The sequence below is a fragment of the Fodinicola feengrottensis genome (genome assembly GCF_010993775.1).
Taxonomy (GTDB): domain Bacteria; phylum Actinomycetota; class Actinomycetes; order Mycobacteriales; family HKI-0501; genus Fodinicola; species Fodinicola feengrottensis.
Genome location: NZ_WOTO01000006.1, coordinates 102,208 through 122,490 on the forward strand (window position 1 = coordinate 102,208; position 20,283 = coordinate 122,490).

A 20,283-nucleotide genomic window follows, 5' to 3' on the forward strand; every position below is an offset into this window, starting at 1 on the left:
GTCCGACGGGTTCGCACACAGAAAAACTACGTGAGGAGTGTTTGCGGTGTTCACCACTCGACCCGAGCTGACTGGCGACCATGGAATGGTGGCCAGTACGCACTGGCTTGCCTCCGCTGTGGGCATGAGTGTGCTCGAACGCGGCGGAAATGCTTTTGACGCGGCGGCCGCGGCCGGTTTTGTCTTGCAGGTGGTCGAACCACACCTGAACGGGCCAGGCGGCGAGGTGCCGATCCTGCTGTGGAGCGAGGCCGCGCGGCGAGTTTCGGTGATCTGCGGACAAGGGGTGGCGCCGGCCGCCGCGACGATCGAGCGGATGACCGCGCTCGGGCTGGACATCATGCCGGGCACCGGCCTGCTGGCCGCGACCGTGCCGGGCGCCTTCGGTGGCTGGCTGCGAATGTTACGTGAGCACGGCACATGGTCGCTTCGGGACGTGCTGGAGCCGGCGATTTCGTACGCTGACAAGGGTTTCCCCGCCGTCGCCGGCATTGTGAACACGATCGGGGTGGTCGAGCGGCTGTTGCGTACGGACTGGCCGACGTCCGCGCAGATCTGGCTGCCCGGCGGTGCGGTGCCAGCTGAAGGCGACCGGCTGCGCAATCCGACGCTTGCCCGTACGTACGAACGAGTTCTGGAGCAAGCCGAGTCGGTCACCGCCGACCGGGACGGCCAGCTGGCCGCCGCTGTGCAGGCTTGGTACGGCGGGTTCGTCGCGGACGAGATTGCTCGATTCTGCGCGGAAACTCAGTGGCCGGACACCTCCGGTGAGTCGCATGGTGGGCTGCTCACCGGCGACGATCTGGCCGGCTGGGAGGCGACCGTCGAGGAACCGGTCACGCTGGATTACCACGGTTACACGGTTTGCAAGACCGGACCCTGGGGACAGGGGCCGGTTTTCCTGCAGCAGCTGGGATTGCTTCGCAGCTTCGATCTCGCCGCGATGGATCTGCGCAGCGCCGACTACGTCCACACCGTGATCGAGTGCGCCAAACTTGCCTTCGCCGACCGGGAGGCCTTCTACGGCGACCCGAACTTTGTTGACGTACCGCTGAAGGCGCTGCTGTCCGAGGCGTATTCGCGCACCAGGGCCGCTTTGGTGAGTGAAACGGCGAATACCGAGCTGCGGCCCGGGCGGCCGGATGGGCGACAGCCGGTGCTGCCCTCGGTGCGTACCGACCTGACCGCTGACCCGAGCCAGGGTGTCAGCGACGCGCCGATGCCGGACGGGGTGGGGGAGCCCACCCTGGGATCCGACGGCCGAGTCCGCGGCGACACCTGCCACCTGGATGTGGCCGACCGGTTCGGCAACATGGTGTCCGCCACGCCCAGCGGCGGCTGGCTGCAGAGCTCGCCGGTGATCCCGGCGCTCGGCTTCTGCCTGGGCACCCGCGGCCAGATGTTCCGGCTCCAGGAAGGCCTCCCATCGACGCTGCGGCCGGGATCGCGGCCGCGTACGACCCTGACGCCGTCCTTCGCGCTGCGGGAGGGGCGGCCGTGGCTGGCCTTTGGTACGCCCGGCGGCGACCAGCAGGACCAATGGAGCCTGCAGCTCTTCCTCTCTCTCGTACACGGCGGGATGAACCTCCAGGAGGCCATCGACGCGCCGGCGTTCCACAGCGTGCACTTCCCGAGCTCGTTCTATCCGCGGCTGGCCCAGCCGGGCCAGATGGTGGTCGAGGACCGGATCGGCGAGCCGGTGATCGCCGAGCTGCGCCGCCGCGGTCACGCGGTCACCGTCGAGGGGCCGTGGACGCTGGGCCGGCTGTCCGCGGTCGCGCGGGACGCGGACTTCCCTGGCAGAGGTTTCCTGCGTGCGGCCGCCAATCCGCGAGGTGCGCAGGGGTACGCCGCCGGGCGATGAGTTTTCCGGCGTACCGGAGTCTGTATTGATGTGACGGAACAAGTGTTAGCTGGCTCACTTTTCGCCAGTGAAATATTCCGTCGCGCCACGTCGATTAACCAGAAAAGATCTAGCTAGGGCTTTCTTGTCGTACCCCCGTGCGACGGTGTGTTGTCGAGAAATTTTCACTGGAAAGGGCGGCCACGGTGACCAGCGTCAAGACATCCCAGCCGACAGTCACGGCGACCGGCCGACCACGCGTCGGGGTTGGTGCTGCTGCTGGGGGCGATCACCATCTTGGGGCCGCTGTCCATCGATCTCTACCTGCCGGCGTTCCCGACCATTCAGCACGAGCTGGGCGCGAGCGAGGCGTCGGTGCAGCTGACGCTGACCGGATTCCTGGTCGGGCTGGCGCTCGGTCAGCCGATTTCCGGCCCGCTCTCGGACGCGATCGGACGGCGCCGGCATGATGCTGATCGGGCTCACCATCTACCTGGCGATGTCGGTGCTGTTGGCCGTCTCGCCGAGCATCGAGATCCTGATCGGCGCCCGGTTCCTGCAGGGTGTGGCCGGCGCGTTCGGCGTCGCGGTCGCGATGGGCATGGTCCGCGACCTGGCCGCCGGGGCCGCCGCGGCCCGGCTGCTGTCCACCATGATGCTGGTGACCGGCCTCGGCCCGATCCTCGCGCCGATGATCGGCGGCCAGTTGCTGAGGCTGGTCGACTGGCGCGGCGTGTTCTGGTTCCTGGCCGTGGTCGCGTTGGGGCTGTTGGCCACCGCGTATTTCGCGATTCCGGAGACCCTGCCCGCGGACCGCCGGACGACCGGCGGCGTTCGTACGGCCCTGCGCAGCTACCGGGTGCTGATCACCGACCGCATCTACGTCGGCTACGCGCTGACCAACGGCCTGATGTTCGGCGCTGTCTTCGGCTACATAGCCGCCGCGTCCTTCGTCTACCAGGGCATTTACCACCTGACCCCGCAGGCGTACGGCGTCGCGGCTGGCATCAACGCGCTCGGAATGGTCGCGATGACCCAGGTCAACGGCCGGCTGGTCAGCTACTTCGCCCCCCCGCCGGCTGCTGATCGTCGGCGTGGTCATCGCCACCCTCTCCGGCGCGGTGCTGCTCGGCATCGCCACCACTCGTCCCAGCAGCGTGTGGTGGATCGCGGTGCCGCTGTTCGTGATGGTCGCGAGCATCGGCCTGGTGATGCCCAACGGGATGGCGATGGCCCTGAACGACTACCCGAAATCCGCCGGCACCGGCGCCGCTCTGATGGGCGCCAGCCAGTTCGTGCTCGGTGGCGCTGTGACCGCTCTTATGGGCTTGGGTGGCAGCTCTACGGCGATCCCGATGGCTGGATTCATCGCCGGCCTGACGCTGTTGTCGTTGACCGCCCAACTCGTCCTGGCCCGACCCCGGTCCGGCCGTGCGGCGGCGGCTGCTCGACAGCGAGTATTGCTGCGATACGAGCCCGCGACTCATGAGTCTGAAGTGGCTGCCGAGGCGCGAGCTTAGGCCTCCGGTCCGCACTAGGCAGTCGGCCCGGTGAGGCATTGCTGCAAGGTCGGTCCGATCCTCGCGACCAGTTCGTCGACGGACGCGCTGGCAACGGGCTCCATGCGTACGACGTAGCGCGCCACGGCGACGCCCAGGATGAAGGCATTGACAGTCCCGACCCGCATCGCCGCATCTGGAGCGTCGAGCATCGCCATCAATCGGTCGGTAAGTTCCCGGTCGATGAATTCGCGCAGCAATACCTCGGACTCGTCATGATGCGGAGCCGTCCGCGTCAGGATCGCCAACGGCACGTGGTCGGACGCGTCCATGGCTTCCAAGAGGGTCCGAATGATCCGTACCCCCATGCTGTCCAAGCTGCCGGCGAAGACCGCGTGTAGCGCCGGCGCGACCTGCGGAGACATCTCAAGCGCGGCGCTGAAAAGGCCCTGTTTGGTGCCGAAGAAGTAATACACCATCGCCGGGTCCACGCCAGCGTTGGCGGCGACCGCGCGCACGGTGGTGCCGCTGTATCCGCGCGCGGCGAACAGGGTGCGAGCGGCGTCGAGAACTCGCTGCCTGCTCTGCGCACCGGAGCGCCAGCGTCCAGGTCGCGTCGCGGGTAGGTCGTCTGTCATCGGTCGGAGTCTACCCGCCTTTCTTCATCATTCGGTGGTGTTTTGACCGCGGCCGCGCTAGCGTGAACTTCACCAACTGGTGAAGAAACGAGGCCGTACATGAAAGTGATCGTGGTAGGGGCGGGCGTCGGTGGCTTGACGCTGGCCCAGGGACTCCGTCGGGAGGGAATCGAGGTCCGGGTGTACGAACGCGACGGGCCGCAGCGGCGCCGGCAGGGTGTCAGCCTGCATCTGGATGATCGCGGGATGACAGCACTGAGTGCATGTCTTCCTCCGGCGCACCTGAAGATGGCGCAAGCCGCGATGGGCCGACAGCGGGACCGGACCCAGGGTGTTGTCCGAGGTGGCCGGCGAACTGACCGTCGTACGCAGCGAGCCACTGAACGGCGGAGCTGGTGGGGTGCGCGCCGGCCGGCAGGTGGACCGGCCGCTGCTACGCGCGGTCTTGTTGCATGGGCTGGAGGACGCCGTACGGTTCGGCGCACCGTTCACCCGATTCGAAACTCGTGCCAATGGCACTGTTCGGGTGTACTTCGGCGATGGAAGCGTGGACACCGCGGACGCCCTGATCGGTGCCGATGGTGTTGGATCGGCGGTCCGCCGCCAGCTCCTCCCGCAGGTGCGGGTAATCGATACGGGTAAGCGCATGCTGATGGGTGCGGCACCCTTGGCGACCGTGGCCGACACCGTACTTCTCACGCGGATTGGTGACAACGCCACCAGTGCGCAGGTGCGCGGCAGGATCGTGGTCCTGGGTGTTCTGCGGTTCACCGAGCCGCCAGTGACCGCGCGGGACCGGTGGCTGCCTGACCTGCACGCCGCCGCCGTGACCGGCGCCGAGGACTACGTGATGTGGGCGATGCCCGTTACACCCGATCAGCTGGGCTCCGCCGACTCGCCGCACTCTGTGTGGCATCGAGCCCGGAGCCTGGCAAGGGGGCTTCCCGCGCCGCTGCTGGACGTCATCGACGGCGCCTGGCCGCATGCGACGGTCGCGCTCCGGATCGGAATGATCCCTCCCACACCGGCGTGGCCGGCGGGTCCGGTGACGGTCATCGGTGACGCCATCCACGCGGCCCCCGGTTTCGGTGGCAACCTGGCGATGCGCGACGCGTACCGCCTCCGCGACGCGCTCGCCAGGACCGCCAGAGGACAAGAAGACCTGGTGGCCGCGATCGGCGCCGTCGAGCACGACATGCGTAGCGACAACCACGCCGTGAAACCAGTGTCGGCAGCGCAACACCGGAGCGCATCCCATAGCCGGTGGCATGAATGACTGGAATGAGTTTCCTGACCCGCAAGTCGCTGTCCCTGCTCGACACTGTCGGCGGCTGGCGCACTATCGCTGAAGCCGTCACCATCCGCGCACTGTTCCTGCTTGTTTACCTGCGGACCGGGCAGGTGCTGCCGTCAGCACTGATCGCCGTGGGGTGTGTACTCATCATCGCGCTGATCCGGGTGATCAGGCAGCCGGAAAAGTGGTGGCGGGCAGGCATCCCGCTGGCCATCGTCGGCCTGTCCACGATCCTGGCCGGCGGCACCGGACACGCCGTCGACTTCTACCTTCCGGAAATGCTACCCGACCTGGTCCTTGGCCCTATCGTGCTGATTTCCATGCTGATCCAACTGCCGATCGTCGGTCTCATCGTCGAAACAGCGCGCGGTGACCAGCTTGGCCGGTTCAACTGGCGGCGCGACCTCGTACGTCGACGACGCTACCAGCGGTGCACCGCGGTCTTCCTGACCAAATTCGCTCTGGCTGCCGGCGTAATGATTCCGCTGTATGTCAGCGAAAACGTGATCGCACTGGGAATCGCGACCACCGCTGACAACCCCGGCGCTGGCCGTGTGCCTATATCTGTGCTGGCGAATCCTACGTACCCAACAATCGACGGGGACGATCCCCGCCAGTTAGGTAGCTACCGACCACCTCGTCCGCTGGCGGAAGCGAAGCGATCTCGCGGGCCACCACCTGGGCTGCTGAACGAAAAGACGGGTCGGCGAGCACTCGCACCACAGCCGCTCGTACGGCGTCGGGATCGGCTGGGGCGGTGCTGCCGTCGACGCCTACCCGCAGGCCTGCGCCAAGAGCCTCGACGCGGGCAGCGTTGTCGGGGTGGTCGGCGAACTGGGGGACGACGACCAGCGGGACGCCGGCTCGCAGCGCGCCCAGGACCGTACCCATCCCGCCGTGGCACACCATCACGGCGGCCGCTCGGAGAATGTCGTCTTGGGGGACCCATTTCTCGACACGTACGTTGGCCGGTAGGTCCGTGAAGTCGGCCGCGTCGGCGCCGGTGGCGAGGACGCGGACGGGGAGGTCGGCGCGGGGCGTCGACGGTCGCGCGGAACGCCCTCTCCGCAAAGGGAATCGCGCCGGCGACCGTACCGAAGGTCACGTAGACCAACGGTTCGTCGCTCGGAGAGGCACCGGCCGGGGAGAAGACGTCGTCACGGAAGCGATGGATGGATGGGGCCGGCGACTCCTCGAAGGACGGCGGCAACAGGCTCACCGACCGCAGTGAGCGGAGGCGGTCGCCGGCCTCATCCGGCGGCAGCCCGACGGACTCTCGTACGCGCGCGAGCAGCGGTGCGCCGACCGGAATGGTGATCCTGCTGAACTTCTCCAACCCGACCAGCACCTGCAGTTGGGGCACCCCGCGCAGCTCGGCGGCCAGCGCCGAGCCGAGCTCGGCGACTTCGCGAAAGACCAGGTCAGGCCGCCACTGGTCGACGGCGGCGAGCATCCGGGGCAGGATGGCCCGCGGCGCGAGGTCGGCGCCGATGCCAACAGTCAGCAGGTTGCCCTCGCCGGGCGGCGCTTCTTGATCTTGGCGTGCACCACCGCCAAGTCCTCGTCGGCGATGTCGTCACACGGCCAGTACGGGTAGCCGGCCCGCTCGACCTGGCCGGCGAACGACCGCGGCGCGGCCACCAGCACCTCGTGCCCGGCTCGCCGGAACGCCGCCCCGAAGGGCAGCATCGGCTGGAAATGCCCGCTGCCGGACGTGGTCGCCATCAGGATCCGCATGTCCCCCCATCATGCATCGCGCCTTGCCGTCAGTAGGCTTTCGGTCTACCTGTTGACAAATGTCAACGCGGTCCGGCGTCGACGGTTTCGACGGCCGCTTGGACGGTGGCGGCCAGGCCAGGTGGGCGCCGGCGATATGTACGGGTGTGGTCGAGCGAAGGCGGGCTGGTTTTGATCTAGGTATTACTACGGATGCTCTCGGGCCGTTCTCGAGTCATGGTTGATTCGGAAACAATGGCAAGGAGAGCGAGCAGATGACTACAACCGCTAAACAATGTGACGTGGCCGACATTTGGTGGGGGCCATGACCGAGCCGCATAACCACAATCAGGCCGACACCGCTGTCAGCGACTGGGCGTGGATTCTCACCAATCCCGATGTCAATCACAGCCAGGCTGAGGTTCCCGCGGCCATCGAGTGGGAATGGTTGCTGCGGCAGGAGCCGAACAATCACAGCCAGGCTGGTGTGGCGAAAAGCTCCGGGCGATAAAACCCGCCATGATCACGAATGACGAGTTGGGTGCGGCGAAAGAGGCAAACGCGCGGGCTCGGGAGTTTTACGTGCAGGGGCGGCCGGCGCTAGCTTTCGCGCCGGCCAAGGCCGCGCTAGCGGCATGGGAAAATGTACGTGGCGCGGAACACGCCGAGGTTGCCCATATGTGCATCGGGTTGAGCGCTATCTGCGAACAGCTGTCGCGATATGACGACGCAGAGTCGTACGCTCAACGGGCTGCTGCGATCACTGAATCGCTCGGCACCACGTGTGATACGCGGCTGCGGGTTCACGCGCTGGCCAGGCTGGCCGTGATGGAAAGAATTGGCAACCGACTGGACTCGGCGGCGGCGCTTTACCAGTCGGCCCTTTCGCAAGTCGAGATGAGCCAGGACCGGGTCACCCTACTGTGCGGTTTAGGTGTCGTCTACAAATACGCCAAACGTTTCGACGAAGCCGAGACTGTTTATTGGCAGGCACTGGAAATGGCGGAGCCGGACAGCTTGGCCGCCGCGTCGCTCTGGCACAACCTCGGTGGCTTGGAGCATTCTCGCGGCCGGTACGCGGCCGGCGAGCCGGCGGCCCGCAGGTCGGTCAGGATTCGCGCCAAACTGCTTGGTCTGGACCATCCGATCGTGGCCGCTGACCAGGCCGCATTGGCGTCGTTGTTGGCGGGACAGAAAAAGTACGACGAAGCTGAGCGGCTTTACCTGCGGGCATTGGCCACCTTCCAGCGCGTGTACGACGCGGACAACTACGAGCTGGCCGTGACATTCAACGATCTCGGCGTACTCAAAGCAGCACAGGGTCGTCCCGAGCAGGCTCGGCGGTATTACCAGAAAGCCATCAGGATCAAGCGGAAAATCCTGGGTCCAGAGCACCCAGATCTCGCGCTGACCGAGCGAAACCTGCGCTGCCTCGCGGCTTGAGGCAAAAAAGAAAGACCCGGCGCCACCGGCGCCGGGCCCTCCTGGAGAGAAACTACTGCTGTTTCTTGGCGGCTGGCACGGCTTCCAGGCCGCGCGGGGTCGCGTCCGAAGACGAGGACGCCTCCGGAGCGGCATTCGACGACGGCAGGCCTTTCTTCACCGAGTCCAGGATCGCCAGACCCTGACCCACCAGGCCGGCGGCGATTTCACCGAGGCCGTCGGCGCCGTTGAGGATGTTCACGTTGGCGCCGGAAAGGCCCTGAGCGGCCTCCCGTACGAGCAGGGGAAGCTGATCAATGAGCATCCGGTCCAGCGCGACCCGGTTGTGCGAGGCCGCCGCCTCGGCCTGGATGCGGATGCGCTCGGCGTCCGCCTGAGCCAGAATGCGGACCCGTTCGGCTTCGGCCTCAGCCGGTTTGACGACCTCGGAAATGAGCTGTTGCTGGCGCAGCTCGGCGGCGCGCTGGGCCAACTCGGTCTGTGCCTGCAGGACCTGGCGCTGTGCCTGTGCCTGCGCCAACGGGCCGGCCTGGGCCGACTCGGCCTGTGCCTTGTCCACCTCGGCCTTGTACTGCGCCTGGACGACCGCGGTCTGCCGCGAGTATTCGGCCTGGTTGCGCTGCGCCTGCTGCTCGGCCTCGACGGAGAGCTGGTTGGCCTGCGCTTGCGCGACCTTTGCCCGCTGCTGGATCGCCGCGTTGTGCGGTGCCGCCATCGCGGCGATGTATCCCAGCTTCATGTCGTCGATCGACTGAATCTGCAGTGAGTCGACCGAAAGACCGATCTTCGCCATTTCCGCCTTGGAGCCGTCCAGCACCTCGGTGGCGAGTTTCTGCCGCTCGGTGACGATTTCCTCGACGGTCATCGAGCCGACGATCGAGCGCAGGTGACCGGAGAAGATCCGGCCCGTCAGCACCGACATCTGGTCCTGGTCGGAGAGGAACCGCTGCGCGGCATTGACGATGCTTTCGTCGTCGTTTCCGACTTTGAAGGCGATAACGGCCCGCACCTGCAGCGCGATGCCCTGTTTCGTGACGCAGTTTTCGGCGACCTCGGCCTCGTTCATGGACAGCGTGAGGTAGCGAACTTTACGAAAAACTGGCATGGCGAAGGTGCCGTGCCCGGTGACCACCCGGAACGGTGTGCCGGCCCGGCCGCGTGCGCCGGAGATCAGCATCGCCTGGTCAGGCCTTGGAACGTGATAGCCGAACATCATCTCTCCTAATCCACCACGCTCGGATCGTGTGGGGACCACTCCACCACGTGAACCGTCCGGGCGCCCCGTGATTCGACAACTAACACTCTTGCACCTTTTGGCAAGGGCGCGTCGGTCCAAGCGATGAAAGTCTCTGTCCCGCCGCGAATTCTAATGAGCACTTCACCGGCTCCCTCGGCGCCACGGCTGGCCAGGATCAACCTTCCCGTCCGTCCCACGGGCGAGTCGCCACTGCTCATGTTTCTCAGTCTGCCTCGGCGACCGGCCGATGGCGCAGCCAGACGGTGCCCAAAGGCGGCAGCTGTACGGCCGCCGAAGCCGGCATCGCGTGCCATGGCTCGGCTTGGGCCAGCACACCGCCGAGATTTCCCACCCCGGAACCGCAGTAGTGGCCGGCGTCGGTGTTCAGCACCTCGTCCCAGCGGCCGGTCAGCGGCAACCCGAGGCGGTAGTCATTGTGCGGCACACCGGCGAAGTTCGCCACGCACACCAACGTCGAATCGGCCGCATATCGTACGAACGAGAGCACATTGCCGAGCGAGTCATTCGCGTCGATCCAGGCAAAACCGGAGGGGTCGGTGTCTCGCTCCCACAGCGCGGAGGTTTCCTTGTAGACACCGTTGAGATCCCGTACGAGATGCTGGACGCCGGCGTGGTCCGCGTTCTCCAGCAGCCACCAGTCCAGCGACCGGCCTTCGGCCCATTCCGATTCCTGAGCGAACTCGCTGCCCATGAAGAGCAGCTGTTTGCCGGGATGCGCCCACATGTACGCGAGCAGCGCCCGCACGTTCGCCAGTTGCTGCCAGCGGTCGCCGGGCATTTTCCGCAGCAGTGAACCTTTTCCGTGCACGACCTCGTCGTGGCTGATCGGCAGCACGAAGTTCTCGCTGTACGCGTACATCATCGAGAAGGTCATCTCGTGATGGTGATACTGCCTGTACACCGGTTCGTGCGACAAATACGACAGGGTGTCGTGCATCCAGCCCATGTTCCATTTGAAGCCGAATCCGAGGCCGCCGAGGTGGGTGGGCCGGGTGACGCCCGGCCAGGCGGTGGATTCCTCCGCGATCATCACCGCACCGGGATGCTCGCGGTAAAGAGTCGCATTGACTTCCTTGAGGAATTCCACGGATTCCAGGTTCTCCCGGCCGCCTATTTGTTCGGCACCCACTCGCCGTCCTGCCGGGAGTAGTCCAGGTAGAGCATCGAGGCCACCGCGTCGACTCGGAGGCCGTCGATGTGGAACTCACTCATCCAGTAAAGCGCGTTGGCGACCAGGAAGTTGCGCACCTCGTGCCGGCCGACGTCGAAGACGTACGTGCCCCAGTCCGGCTGTTCGCCGCGCCGCGGGTCGGCATGCTCGTACAACGCCGTGCCATCGAAGCGGGCCAGCGACCACTCGTCCTTGGGAAAGTGCGCGGGCACCCAGTCCACGATCACGCCGATGCCGGCCTCGTGCAGTTGGTCGACGAGATAGCGAAAGTCGTCGGGCGAGCCGAAACGCGAGGTCGGCGCATAGTACGAGGAAACCTGATATCCCCACGAGCCGCCGAAAGGATGCTCGGCGACCGGCAGGAGCTCCACGTGCGTGAAGCCGGTTTCGGTGACGTACGAGACAAGTTCGGTGGCCAGCTCGCGATAACTGAGGCCCTGTCGCCAAGATCCGAGATGCACTTCGTAGATGCTCATCGGGCTGGCGTGCCAGGCCGTCTCGGCGCGTTTGGCGACCCAGTCGGCGTCGGTCCACACATAGTCCGACTCATTGACCTTGGACGCGGTGCTGGGTGGGATCTCGGTGGCGAAGGCGAGCGGGTCGGCTTTTTCCCGCCAGACACCGTCACGGCCCAGAATCTGGTATTTGTACAGCGCGCCAGCTCGCACCGCGGGCAGGAAAAGCTCCCAGACTCCGGAGGAGCCGAGCACTCGCATGGGCAGCGCTTTGCCGTCCCAGAAAGAGAAGTCGCCGGTTATCCGGACGCCCTGCGCGTTGGGCGCCCACACCGCGAAAGACGTGCCGGTGACCGGCCCGGAGGCGGTTTCGTACGTCCGCACATGGGCGCCGAGCACGGTCCACAGTTTTTCGTGCCGACCCTCACCGATCAGGTGCAGGTCGAGCTCGCCGAGGGTGGGCAGCCAGCGGTACGGGTCGTCCTCGATATAAACCTCGTCGGCCGTGCTGACCGACAGCCGGTAGTCGCCGAGCGCACCGTCCACTGTGGTCTGGAAAATCCCGCCACCGTGCACCCGATGCATCGGCACCCGCGATCCGGCCGCGACCAGCACGACTTGTTCCGCGTACGGCCGCAAAGCCCGTACCACGGTCCGGCCGTTCTCCAGGGGGTGCGCGCCCAGCACCGCATGCGGGTCGTGGTGTGCGCCGCCGATCAACCGGTCCAGCTCCACCCGGTCCGGGATCGGCCCAGTCTCTGCTGTTTTCGCCTCTAGATCCGCGTCGCTCATCGCTGCGAGTCCGCTCCGTCGCTGGCCAGCCGGGCCACCGACCCGAGCGGGATCGGCAGCCAGGTCGGCCGGTTGTTGTGTTCGTACGCGACCTCGTAAACGGCCTTGTCCAGCTCCAGCGCCCGAAGCAGCGCCGGCTGCTCACGCGGATCCAGGCCCACACTCGCATATCCGTCGCAAAAAGCGCCGCGGTTGCGCTCGGCCCATTCGTTCGCGCGGTAGTCCAGTTGCGGGTCCGGCGCCAGGCCGACCAGCAAATGCCTTGCCGCGTAGTCAAAAGAACGCAACATGCCGGCCACGTCCTGCAGCGGCGACATGTACGCGCTGCGTTCGGGCAGCGGCCGGGCCGGCTCGCCCTCGAAGTCGATCAGGACCCAGCCGTTCAGCGTTCGCAACACCTGGCCCAGGTGCAGGTCGCCGTGAATGCGTTGCACCGCAATGGGATAGCCCACCGTGAGCAGCGCGTCGTACGCGGAATGCAGCGGCCCGGCGTAGTCCGCGAGCTCGGCGATGGTGGCGACCATCTTGTCCAGCCGCCGATGCATGGTGGCGACCGTACGCTCCAGGCCGGCCCGGTCCAGCTGTGCGGTTCCCAACGACAGAGCCAAATCGTGGTGCACGTTCGCGACCGCCTCGCCGAGCCGATACGCCTCTGACGCGAAGTCGCCGCCGACCTCGCTGGCGTGCAAATCGGCCTCGCCAATCAGGTCGCGAACGCTGCCCTCGGCCATCGCCCAGCCGTCCGCGGTGTTGTCCAGGAAGTCCTGCAGCATCCCGTACGTGACCGGTTTTCCGTCCAGGTCACCGGAAATGCTGCCCAGCGGGTTCGCGATGTGGGTGCTGCCCACGTCCCGCAGCGCCCGGTGCAGTTCGACGTCGGCGGACAGTCCGGGGCTGATTCGCCGGAACAGCTTCAGAATGTAGAGGTTGCCGAAAATCAGCGAGGTGTTGCTTTGCTCGGTGGTCACCGGCCGGCTGGACAGCCCGGTTTCCAGCTCAACCCCAGGCTCCGCCGCGAAAGTCAGCTCGTCGGTGTGCGCGCCAGCGGCGATCAGCTCGACCAGCCGACCGGCCAGGTCCGGGTCGAGCACCGCGTCGTACGCGACCGCCTTGCCGTGCGGTCCTTGCACGGTCCCGATCCTGCCGTGTTCCAGGTATTCCGGCAGGCTCCGGCGCACCCCCACCAACAACTGGTAGAGAGGTGCTCGCCATCGGCCTGGTCGACGGCCACCAGCAGGTGTTCCAGCTGCGGCTCGCCGTCCTGCAGGGTGTACGTCCGAATGGGCCGTACGCCCGCGATTTCCTGGCCCTTGCTGCCGAACCAGCGCTGGGCTGGCAGCCAGTCGGCCAGTGGGCCGACCAGTTGCGCGCCCAGGTCGTCGACCAGCCGGGCCGAGCTCGCGCTCGGGGTGGCTGGCGATTTCTTCGCTGGTTCGGGGGAAGTCACAGTTCGTCCTCGGCCGGCACGATCTGGAACCAGTAGAAACCGTGGCCCGGCAGGGTCAGCAGATACGGCAGGTCGCCGATCCGCGGGAACAGGGCGCCACCGGTGAGCTCCCGCAACGCCTCGCCGGCGTACGCGGAAAGGTCCAACTGCACCGGTTGCGGAAAACGGGACAGGTTGCTGACGCACACCACCCGGTCCTGCGGCCCGTCGTGGTCTTCGTCGGTTTCCCGCACGTACGCGAGAAACAGCCGGGTTCGACGAGCCGAGGTCGGCGAAGGTGCCGAGCCCGAAAGCGGGGTGTTGCTTGCGGACCTCGATCATTCGGCGGGTCCAGTGCAGCAGCGACGACGTGTCGTTGGACTGGGACTCGACGTTGATCGACTGGTAGCCGTAAAGCGTGTCCATCAGCGGCGGCAGATAGAGCCGGCCCGGGTCGGCGGTGGAGAAGCCGGCGTTGCGGTCCGGGCTCCACTGCATGGGCGTACGGACTGCGTCCCGGTCGCCCAGCCAGATGTTGTCTCCCATCCCGATCTCGTCACCGTAGTACAGAATCGGCGAGCCCGGCAGCGAAAGCAGCAGCGCGGTGAACAGCTCCATCTGGTTGCGGTCGTTGTTCAGCAGCGGCGCGAGCCGGCGCCGGATGCCCACGTTGGCCCGCATCCGCGGGTCGCTGGCGTACTCGGCGTACATGTAGTCGCGTTCCTCGTCGCTGACCATCTCGAGCGTGAGCTCGTCGTGGTTGCGCAGGAAGATGCCCCACTGGCAGCCGGCCGGGATGTCCGGAGTCTGGGCCAGGATCTCCGCGATCGGGAACCGGCTCTCCCGGCGTACGGCCATGAAAATCCGTGGCATCAGAGGGAAATGGAACGCCATGTGGCACTCGTCGCCGCCGACGCTGGTCTCACCGAAGTATTCGACGACGTCCGCCGGCCACTGGTTCGCCTCGGCCAGCAGCACCCGGTCCGGATACTCGTCCTCGACAACTTTGCGGCAGCGCTTGAGGAAAGTGTGCGTCTCGGGCAGGTTCTCGCAGTTGGTGCCTTCGCGGGCGTACAGATACGGCACCGCGTCGAGCCGGAAACCGTCGATGCCGATGTCCAGCCAGAACCGCAGGACGTCGATCATCGCGTCGCAGACGTCCGGGTTGTCGTAGTTCAGATCGGGCTGGTGGCTGAAGAACCGGTGCCAGTAGAACTGGCCGCGGACCGGATCGTACGTCCAGTTCGAGGTTTCGGTGTCCACGAAGATGATCCGGGCTTCCGGGTATTTCTGGTCGTCGTCGTTCCACATGTAGTAGTCGCCGTACGGACCTTCCGGGTCGCGCCGGGACTCCTGGAACCACGGGTGCTGGTCCGAGGTGTGGTTCATGACCAGGTCGGTGATCACCCGGATGCCACGTTTGTGGGCCGCGTCGAGCAGCCGGACGAAATCGTCAACGGTGCCGAATTCCGGGAGTACGGAACGGAAGTCGCTGATGTCATAGCCGCCGTCGCGCAGCGGTGAGGCGTAGAACGGCGGCAGCCACAGGCAGTCCACGCCGAGCCACGAGAGGTAGTCCAGCTGCTCGGTGAGCCCGCGTAAGTCGCCGGTGCCGTCGCCGTTGGAGTCCCGGAAGGCGCGTACCAACACCTCGTAGAAAAAACCGCGCTTTTATACCACTGGTCGTCCTTGCGGGCCGGCCTCGCGTGCGCGAAGTCGTCGGCCTGCGGTTCGACCAGGGTGCCGTCCGGCAGCTGAGCGTCCCCAGTGTGCTCGACGTGGTCTGGGTGCGTGGACTGGGGAACCTGCGCCGGCCGGGTCTCGAGGACGCCGGCGGGTGCCAACGCCTCGGAAACGGCAACCGCGCCTTGGCTGGAGCTCATCATTACCTCTGGAATAGGGGCTGGGCGGGGAGACTTCAGTACTTGTGCAAGGTGAAAAGATGAGCGGGTTGCTCATGCGGATCGAGCTTGACCGGGTTGAACTGTCCCCAGTCGTATTCCGCCCCGGTGACCCGGTCCACGACCCGGAAGCGGTCATTCCAGTCGAGGCCGAGTTCGGGCATGTCCAGCGCGGTGTTGCCCCACTGGACATTGAGGGGATCGAGTGAGCAGATCACCAAAATCGTGTCGCCGCTCTCACGGTCCACTTTGGACCAACACATCATCGCATCGTTGTCCATGTCGTGGAAACGCAGGTTCCGCAACCAGTGCAATGCGGGGTGTTCGCGGCGAAACTCGTTCAGCATCTTCAAGTACGGCGCGAGCGTACGATGCGGCGGCGGCCGCTCTTTCCCAGTCACGGGGCCGCAACTGGTATTTCTCGCTGTCCAGATATTCCTCGCTGCCGGGCCGCACGGCGACATGCTCATAGAGCTCGTAACCGGAGTAGACGCCCCACGACGGCGCCAGCGTACTGGCCAACACCGCTCGGATCTTAAACATTGGCGGGCCGCCATATTGCAGTGAATCGTGCAAGATATCCGGCGTGTTGACGAAGAAGTTCGGCCGCATGTAGTGCGCCGACTCGATCAGCTCGGTGCCGTACTCGGTCAGCTCCTGCTTGGTGGTCCGCCAGGTGAAATACGTGTACGACTGGGTGAAGCCGATTTTCGCGAGGCCGTGCATCATCGCCGACTTGGTGAATGCCTCGGCCAGGAAAAGCACGTCCGGGTCGGTGTTCTTCACCTCGGAGATCAGCCAGTTCCAGAAATTCACCGGCTTGGTGTGCGGGTTGTCGACCCGGAAGATCTTCACCCCGTGCGAGATCCACTTGCGGACCACGTCGAGCACTGCGACCGCGATGCCGTCGGCGTCGTTGTCGAAGTTGAGCGGATAGATGTCCTGGTATTTCTTCGGCGGATTCTCGGCGTACGCGATGGTGCCGTCGGCGAGCGTGGTGAACCACTCCGGGTGCTGGCTGACCCACGGGTGGTCCGGCGCGCACTGCAGCGCGAGGTCGAGCGCGACCTCCATGCCGAGCTCGTGGGTACGAGCGACGAAGTGGTCGAAGTCCTCGAACGTGCCCAGCCGCGGGTGGATCGCGTCGTGGCCGCCCTCGGCCGAGCCGATCGCCCACGGCGAGCCGAAGTCGTCCGGGCCGGCGTGCAGGGTGTTGTTCGGGCCCTTGCGGTTCACCTCGCCAATCGGGTGGATCGGCGGCAGGTAGACGACGTCGAAGCCCATGTCGGCGACCGCCGGCAACCGTTCGGCGGCCGTCCGAAAGGTCCCGTGCACGGGAGTCTGGATGGACTCCGGATGCGTCGGGTCGGGCACCACCGCGCCTTCAGAGCGCGGGAAGAACTCGTACCAGGAGCCGTAGAGCGCGCGTGGTCGATCCACCCACATGACGTGTGTGGGGGAGCGAGTGATCAGCTCCCGCAGCGGGATCTCGTGCAGCAGCGGCGCGAGGTCCAGGGCCTGCTTCACCCGCTGTTCCAGCGGCAGCGAGGCGTCGCCGAGCGCCCGGGCCGCCTCGGCGAGCGAGCCACGGTGGTCCCGGGCCGCGTCACCGCCGATCCGGATGATGCTCTGCGACGCGCGCTGCATGAGCGAGACGCCGTCGGCGAGGTCGTTGGCCAGCTCGATGGCGCCCTGGCCGGCCTCGATCTTGACCTCGACGTTGTGCCGCCAGGTCGCGTACGGGTCGGACCACGCCTCGATCGCGAAGGTCCAGCGGCCGGGGGAGTCCGGCACCACCTCCGCGTACCACCGGGAGGTCCAAGCCGGGCCAGGCTCCATCCGCAGGAACCGGCGCCGACGGTTGTCCGGGCCTTTCCAGACCACGTTGGCACCGACGAGGTCGTGGCCCTCGCGGTAGACGGTGGCGCCGATGGGCACGTACTCACCGATCACGGCGCGCGAGGGATAGCGCCCACACGCGACGGCGGGAGTGATGTCTTCTATGGGAATTCGTCCGGTCATCGCCCGTCACCGTAGCCGTATGTCTTTATCGGCTTGAAGGCAACACCGCCTGTTCGACCTGTGCTTGGCGGGCCGCCTCGACACCGGATTTCTTGGTCGATCAAGAACATCTTCGATCCTAACCCCGCCGTCGTACGGTCGCACGACGTGCGGTCGCGCCGGCCAGATCGCCGAACCGGACGGGATGATCCCGTACCGACATTTTGGACAGGTGGGCGGTCCCTGATCGGTGCAGTGGCAGCTCTCGGTATCTTCGCCCAGGTGAAAGCACTTCGCCGATTCACTGTCCGTGCCGCCCTGCCAGCGCCGCTCGCGCCGCTCTCCGAGCTGGTGATGAACCTGCGCTGGGCGTGGCACACCGAGACGACCGACCTGTTCGCCGCCGTCGACCCGCAGCTGTGGCAGACGGTGGCCGGGGACCCGGTCCGGCTGCTCGGGGAGGTCAGCGCCGAGCGGCTGGGACGCGCTCGCCCGCGACGGCGCCTTCATCGCGCAGCTGAACGCCGTCCACGCCGACTTACAGGGCTACCTCAGCGAGCCGCGCTGGTATCAGTCGATGGCCGGGGTGCCCGGCTCGATCGCCTACTTCTCGCCGGAATTCGGCATCACCGAGGTGCTGCCGCAGTATTCCGGTGGCCTCGGGATCCTCGCCGGTGACCACCTGAAGGCGGCCAGTGACCTGGGCGTACCGATCCTCGGGGTGGGTCTGCTCTATCACGCGGGCTACTTCACCCAGTCCCTGTCACCGGACGGCTGGCAGGAGGAGCACTACCCGTCGCTGGACCCCAACGGCCTGCCGCTGGCGCTGCTGCGCAACCCCGACGGCACGCCGTTGGAGATCTCGGTCGGGCTGCCGGACGGGCAGACCCTCGGCGCGCAGATCTGGCAGGCCCAGGTCGGCCGCGTGCCCCTGCTCCTTATGGACGCCGACATCGAGTCCAACGACCCGTCCATCCGGGCCATCACCGACCGCTTGTACGGCGGCGGCGCGGAGCACCGGCTGCGGCAGGAGCTGCTGCTGGGCATCGGTGGTGTACGGGCCGTACGCGCCTATTGCCACCTGACCGGCGCGGTCGAGCCGGAGGTTTACCACACCAACGAGGGCCACGCCGGCTTCCAGGGCCTGGAGCGGATCCGCGAGCTGGTCGCCGGTGCCGGCCTGTCCTTCGACGACGCCCTGCAGGCCGTACGCGCCGGCACGGTGTTCACCACACACACGCCCGTACCAGCCGGCATCGACCGCTTCCCGCGTACGCTCATCGAGCACACCTTCGGCGGCGACAACGCGTCGCCGGGCGTACCAGTGGACCGGATCCTGGCGCTGGGCGCCGAGGACGACCCGGGTGTGTTCAACATGGCGCACATGGGGCTGCGGCTCGGCCAGCGCGCGAACGGCGTTTCCAAACTCCACGGGCACGTCAGCCGGGAGATGTTCTCCGCACTGTGGCCCGGTTTCGGCTCGGTGGACGTACCGATCAGCTCGGTTACCAACGGCGTACACGCGCCGTCGTGGGTGGCCCGTGAGATCACCGAACTGCTCGGCGTCGGCCCCCAGTCCACCTGGGAGATCGTCGGTGAGCTGCCGGCGGACCGGCTCTGGGCGATCCGCCGGGAGCTGCGCGGCCGCCTCGTCGACGAGGTCCGTCGCCGGGTGCACCACTCGATGGTGCACCGCGGACACACCGAGGCCGAGCTCGGCTGGGTGCAGAACGTCTTCGACCCGGACGTGCTGACCATTGGGTTCGCCCGCCGGGTGCCGTCGTACAAGCGGCTGACCATGATGCTGCGCGACCCGGCCCGGCTGCGGGCCATGCTGACCGACCCCGAGCGGCCGATCCAGATCGTCATCGCCGGCAAGTCGCACCCGGCCGACGAGGGTGGCAAGCACCTGATCCAGCAGATGGTGCAGTTCGCCGACGACCCGGCCGTCCGCAACCGGATCGTCTTCCTGCCCGACTACGACATCGGCATGGCGCAGTTCCTCTACGCCGGTTGCGATGTGTGGCTGAACAACCCGCTGCGGCCGCTGGAGGCGTGCGGCACGTCCGGCATGAAGTCGGCGCTCAACGGTGGCCTGAACCTGTCCATCCGGGACGGCTGGTGGGGACGAGATGTACGACGGCGGCAACGGGTGGGCCATCCCGACCGCCGACGGCATCGCCGACCCGGACCGCCGCGACGACCTGGAGGCCGCCGCCTTCTATGACCTGGTCGAGCAGCACGTACGGGCGCGTTTCTACGACCGCGGCGCCGACGGCGTGCCCAAGAGCTGGATCGACATGGTCCGGCACACCCTGAAGTCGCTCGGCCCGCTGGTCCAGGCGACCCGGATGGTGCGTGACTACGTCGAGGAGCTCTACACCCCCGGCGGGTGCGGCGGCCGGACGGCTCGCTGCTTCTTCTTATGAAGGTGCTCGCGAGCTGGCCGGCTGGTACGGCCGAATCCGGGCCGGCTGGGACTCCGTACGCGTCGCGCACGTGGACGCCAGTGGCACCGGCGACACCCCGCAGCTGGGCGCGAGCATGCACCTGCGTGCCGAGGTGGTGCTCGGGCCGTTGTCGCCGTCGGACGTGACCGTGCAGGCCTGCTACGGCCGGGTCGATGCGACTGAGGAACTGCACGACGTGACCTGTGTGGAGATGAGCCACACCGGCGATGGCGACGAGTTCACCATCTTCGACGGTGACGTGCCGCTGCAGCGAGCCGGCGCTTTCGGCTACACCGTACGAGTGCTCCCGCGGCACGAGTTGCTGTCGTCGTCCGCCGAGCCAGGCCTGGTCGTACTCGCCTCATAGCCGCACTGGCGGGGTGGCCGAGGTGGTCG

General features: G+C 66.7%; 11 protein-coding genes and 9 pseudogenes. 10 read left to right on the plus strand and 10 right to left on the minus strand.

Annotated features, from left to right (window positions below):
• Positions 1–46 precede the first annotated feature (46 nt).
• The 3 genes and pseudogenes from GNX96_RS07325 (at position 47) to GNX96_RS49770 (ending at position 3,332) form a co-directional block, all read left to right on the plus strand.
• Positions 47–1,864: a gamma-glutamyltransferase family protein gene (locus GNX96_RS07325; RefSeq protein ID WP_279579673.1), complete on the plus strand. Its 1,818-nt coding sequence runs from the start codon at positions 47–49 to the stop codon at positions 1,862–1,864.
• 249 nt (positions 1,865–2,113) lie between these two features.
• Positions 2,114–2,248: pseudogene (locus GNX96_RS62815) on the plus strand (Bcr/CflA family drug resistance efflux transporter); the annotation flags it as partial.
• Positions 2,249–2,312: 64 nt separating this feature from the next.
• Positions 2,313–3,332, plus strand: coding sequence for an MFS transporter (locus GNX96_RS49770; protein WP_279579675.1), 1,020 nt, complete (start codon positions 2,313–2,315; stop codon positions 3,330–3,332).
• 45 nt (positions 3,333–3,377) lie between these two features.
• On the opposite strand, the gene GNX96_RS07340 is transcribed toward GNX96_RS49770, so the two are convergent.
• The gene (locus GNX96_RS07340; RefSeq protein WP_163567488.1) at positions 3,378–3,980 is read right to left on the minus strand and encodes a TetR/AcrR family transcriptional regulator; all 603 of its coding nucleotides are present in this window, start codon (positions 3,978–3,980) and stop codon (positions 3,378–3,380) included.
• Positions 3,981–4,079: 99 nt separating this feature from the next.
• Here GNX96_RS07340 and GNX96_RS49775 point away from each other — a divergent pair.
• The 3 genes and pseudogenes from GNX96_RS49775 to GNX96_RS62820 form a co-directional block, all read left to right on the plus strand.
• Positions 4,080–4,226 (plus strand): annotated as a pseudogene (locus GNX96_RS49775) (NAD(P)-binding protein); the annotation flags it as partial.
• Between the two features lie 85 nt (positions 4,227–4,311).
• Complete coding sequence (locus GNX96_RS07345) at positions 4,312–5,256, plus strand: FAD-dependent oxidoreductase (protein ID WP_279579676.1); 945 nt, start codon at positions 4,312–4,314, stop codon at positions 5,254–5,256.
• A 5-nt stretch (positions 5,257–5,261) separates the two neighbouring features.
• A pseudogene (locus GNX96_RS62820) lies at positions 5,262–5,741 on the plus strand (DUF3159 domain-containing protein); the annotation flags it as partial.
• 112 nt (positions 5,742–5,853) lie between these two features.
• On the opposite strand, the gene GNX96_RS07355 reads toward GNX96_RS62820, so the two are convergent.
• Positions 5,854–6,345, minus strand: coding sequence for a glycosyltransferase (locus GNX96_RS07355; RefSeq protein WP_163567489.1), 492 nt, complete (start codon positions 6,343–6,345; stop codon positions 5,854–5,856).
• Positions 6,346–6,446: 101 nt separating this feature from the next.
• On the opposite strand from GNX96_RS07355, the gene GNX96_RS07360 reads away from it, so the two are divergent.
• Positions 6,447–6,809 carry a hypothetical protein gene (locus GNX96_RS07360; RefSeq protein ID WP_163567490.1) on the plus strand — a complete coding sequence of 121 codons (363 nt, stop codon included), beginning with the start codon at positions 6,447–6,449 and terminating at the stop codon, positions 6,807–6,809.
• Here GNX96_RS07360 and GNX96_RS07365 read toward each other — a convergent pair.
• Positions 6,775–7,011, minus strand: a complete 237-nt coding sequence (locus GNX96_RS07365; RefSeq protein WP_163567491.1) for a glycosyltransferase — start codon at positions 7,009–7,011, stop codon at positions 6,775–6,777. The genes GNX96_RS07360 and GNX96_RS07365 overlap by 35 nt on opposite strands.
• 304 nt (positions 7,012–7,315) lie before the next feature.
• Between GNX96_RS07365 and GNX96_RS07370 the strand changes: the two genes are divergently transcribed.
• Together GNX96_RS07370 and GNX96_RS07375 are read left to right on the plus strand one after the other, a co-directional pair.
• Positions 7,316–7,501, plus strand: coding sequence for a hypothetical protein (locus GNX96_RS07370; protein WP_279579678.1), 186 nt, complete (start codon positions 7,316–7,318; stop codon positions 7,499–7,501).
• Between the two features lie 8 nt (positions 7,502–7,509).
• Positions 7,510–8,433, plus strand: coding sequence for a tetratricopeptide repeat protein (locus tag GNX96_RS07375; protein WP_163567493.1), 924 nt, complete (start codon positions 7,510–7,512; stop codon positions 8,431–8,433).
• Between the two features lie 52 nt (positions 8,434–8,485).
• Here GNX96_RS07375 and GNX96_RS07380 read toward each other — a convergent pair whose 3' ends face one another.
• The 7 genes and pseudogenes from GNX96_RS07380 to GNX96_RS07405 form a co-directional block, all read right to left on the minus strand.
• Positions 8,486–9,646 (minus strand): flotillin family protein, encoded by a 1,161-nt coding sequence (locus GNX96_RS07380; protein WP_163567578.1) that lies wholly within the window; start codon positions 9,644–9,646, stop codon positions 8,486–8,488.
• A gap of 247 nt (positions 9,647–9,893) precedes the next feature.
• Positions 9,894–12,109 (minus strand): annotated as a pseudogene (gene glgB / locus GNX96_RS07390) (1,4-alpha-glucan branching protein GlgB).
• Positions 12,106–13,239 carry an aminoglycoside phosphotransferase gene (locus GNX96_RS07395; RefSeq protein ID WP_279579679.1) on the minus strand — a complete coding sequence of 378 codons (1,134 nt, stop codon included), beginning with the start codon at positions 13,237–13,239 and terminating at the stop codon, positions 12,106–12,108. The pseudogene glgB and the gene GNX96_RS07395 overlap by 4 nt, the downstream one beginning before the upstream one ends.
• Before the next feature lie 9 nt (positions 13,240–13,248).
• A pseudogene (locus GNX96_RS62825) lies at positions 13,249–13,293 on the minus strand (hypothetical protein); the annotation flags it as partial.
• An 86-nt stretch (positions 13,294–13,379) separates the two neighbouring features.
• Positions 13,380–13,556: pseudogene (locus GNX96_RS62830) on the minus strand (maltokinase N-terminal cap-like domain-containing protein); the annotation flags it as partial.
• Positions 13,553–15,418, minus strand: a pseudogene (gene treS, locus GNX96_RS07400) (maltose alpha-D-glucosyltransferase). The pseudogenes treS and GNX96_RS62830, both read right to left, overlap by 4 nt.
• A 35-nt stretch (positions 15,419–15,453) precedes the next feature.
• Positions 15,454–17,458 (minus strand): annotated as a pseudogene (locus GNX96_RS07405) (alpha-1,4-glucan--maltose-1-phosphate maltosyltransferase).
• A 261-nt stretch (positions 17,459–17,719) separates the two neighbouring features.
• On the opposite strand from GNX96_RS07405, the pseudogene glgP reads away from it, so the two are divergent.
• Positions 17,720–20,254: pseudogene (gene glgP / locus GNX96_RS07410) on the plus strand (alpha-glucan family phosphorylase).
• The last annotated feature ends 29 nt before the right edge of the window (positions 20,255–20,283 follow it).

Excerpts from the sequence above, each read along its gene's own strand:
- GNX96_RS49770 (WP_279579675.1), top strand. The coding sequence starts at position 2,313 with ATGCTGATCGGGCTCACCATCTACCTGGCGATGTCGGTGCTGTTGGCC.
- GNX96_RS07340 (WP_163567488.1), bottom strand. The coding sequence starts at position 3,980 with ATGACAGACGACCTACCCGCGACGCGACCTGGACGCTGGCGCTCCGGT.
- GNX96_RS07360 (WP_163567490.1), top strand. The coding sequence starts at position 6,447 with ATGGATGGGGCCGGCGACTCCTCGAAGGACGGCGGCAACAGGCTCACC.
- GNX96_RS07365 (WP_163567491.1), bottom strand. The coding sequence starts at position 7,011 with ATGCGGATCCTGATGGCGACCACGTCCGGCAGCGGGCATTTCCAGCCG.
- GNX96_RS07370 (WP_279579678.1), top strand. The coding sequence starts at position 7,316 with ATGACCGAGCCGCATAACCACAATCAGGCCGACACCGCTGTCAGCGAC.
- GNX96_RS07375 (WP_163567493.1), top strand. The coding sequence starts at position 7,510 with ATGATCACGAATGACGAGTTGGGTGCGGCGAAAGAGGCAAACGCGCGG.
- GNX96_RS07380 (WP_163567578.1), bottom strand. The coding sequence starts at position 9,646 with ATGTTCGGCTATCACGTTCCAAGGCCTGACCAGGCGATGCTGATCTCC.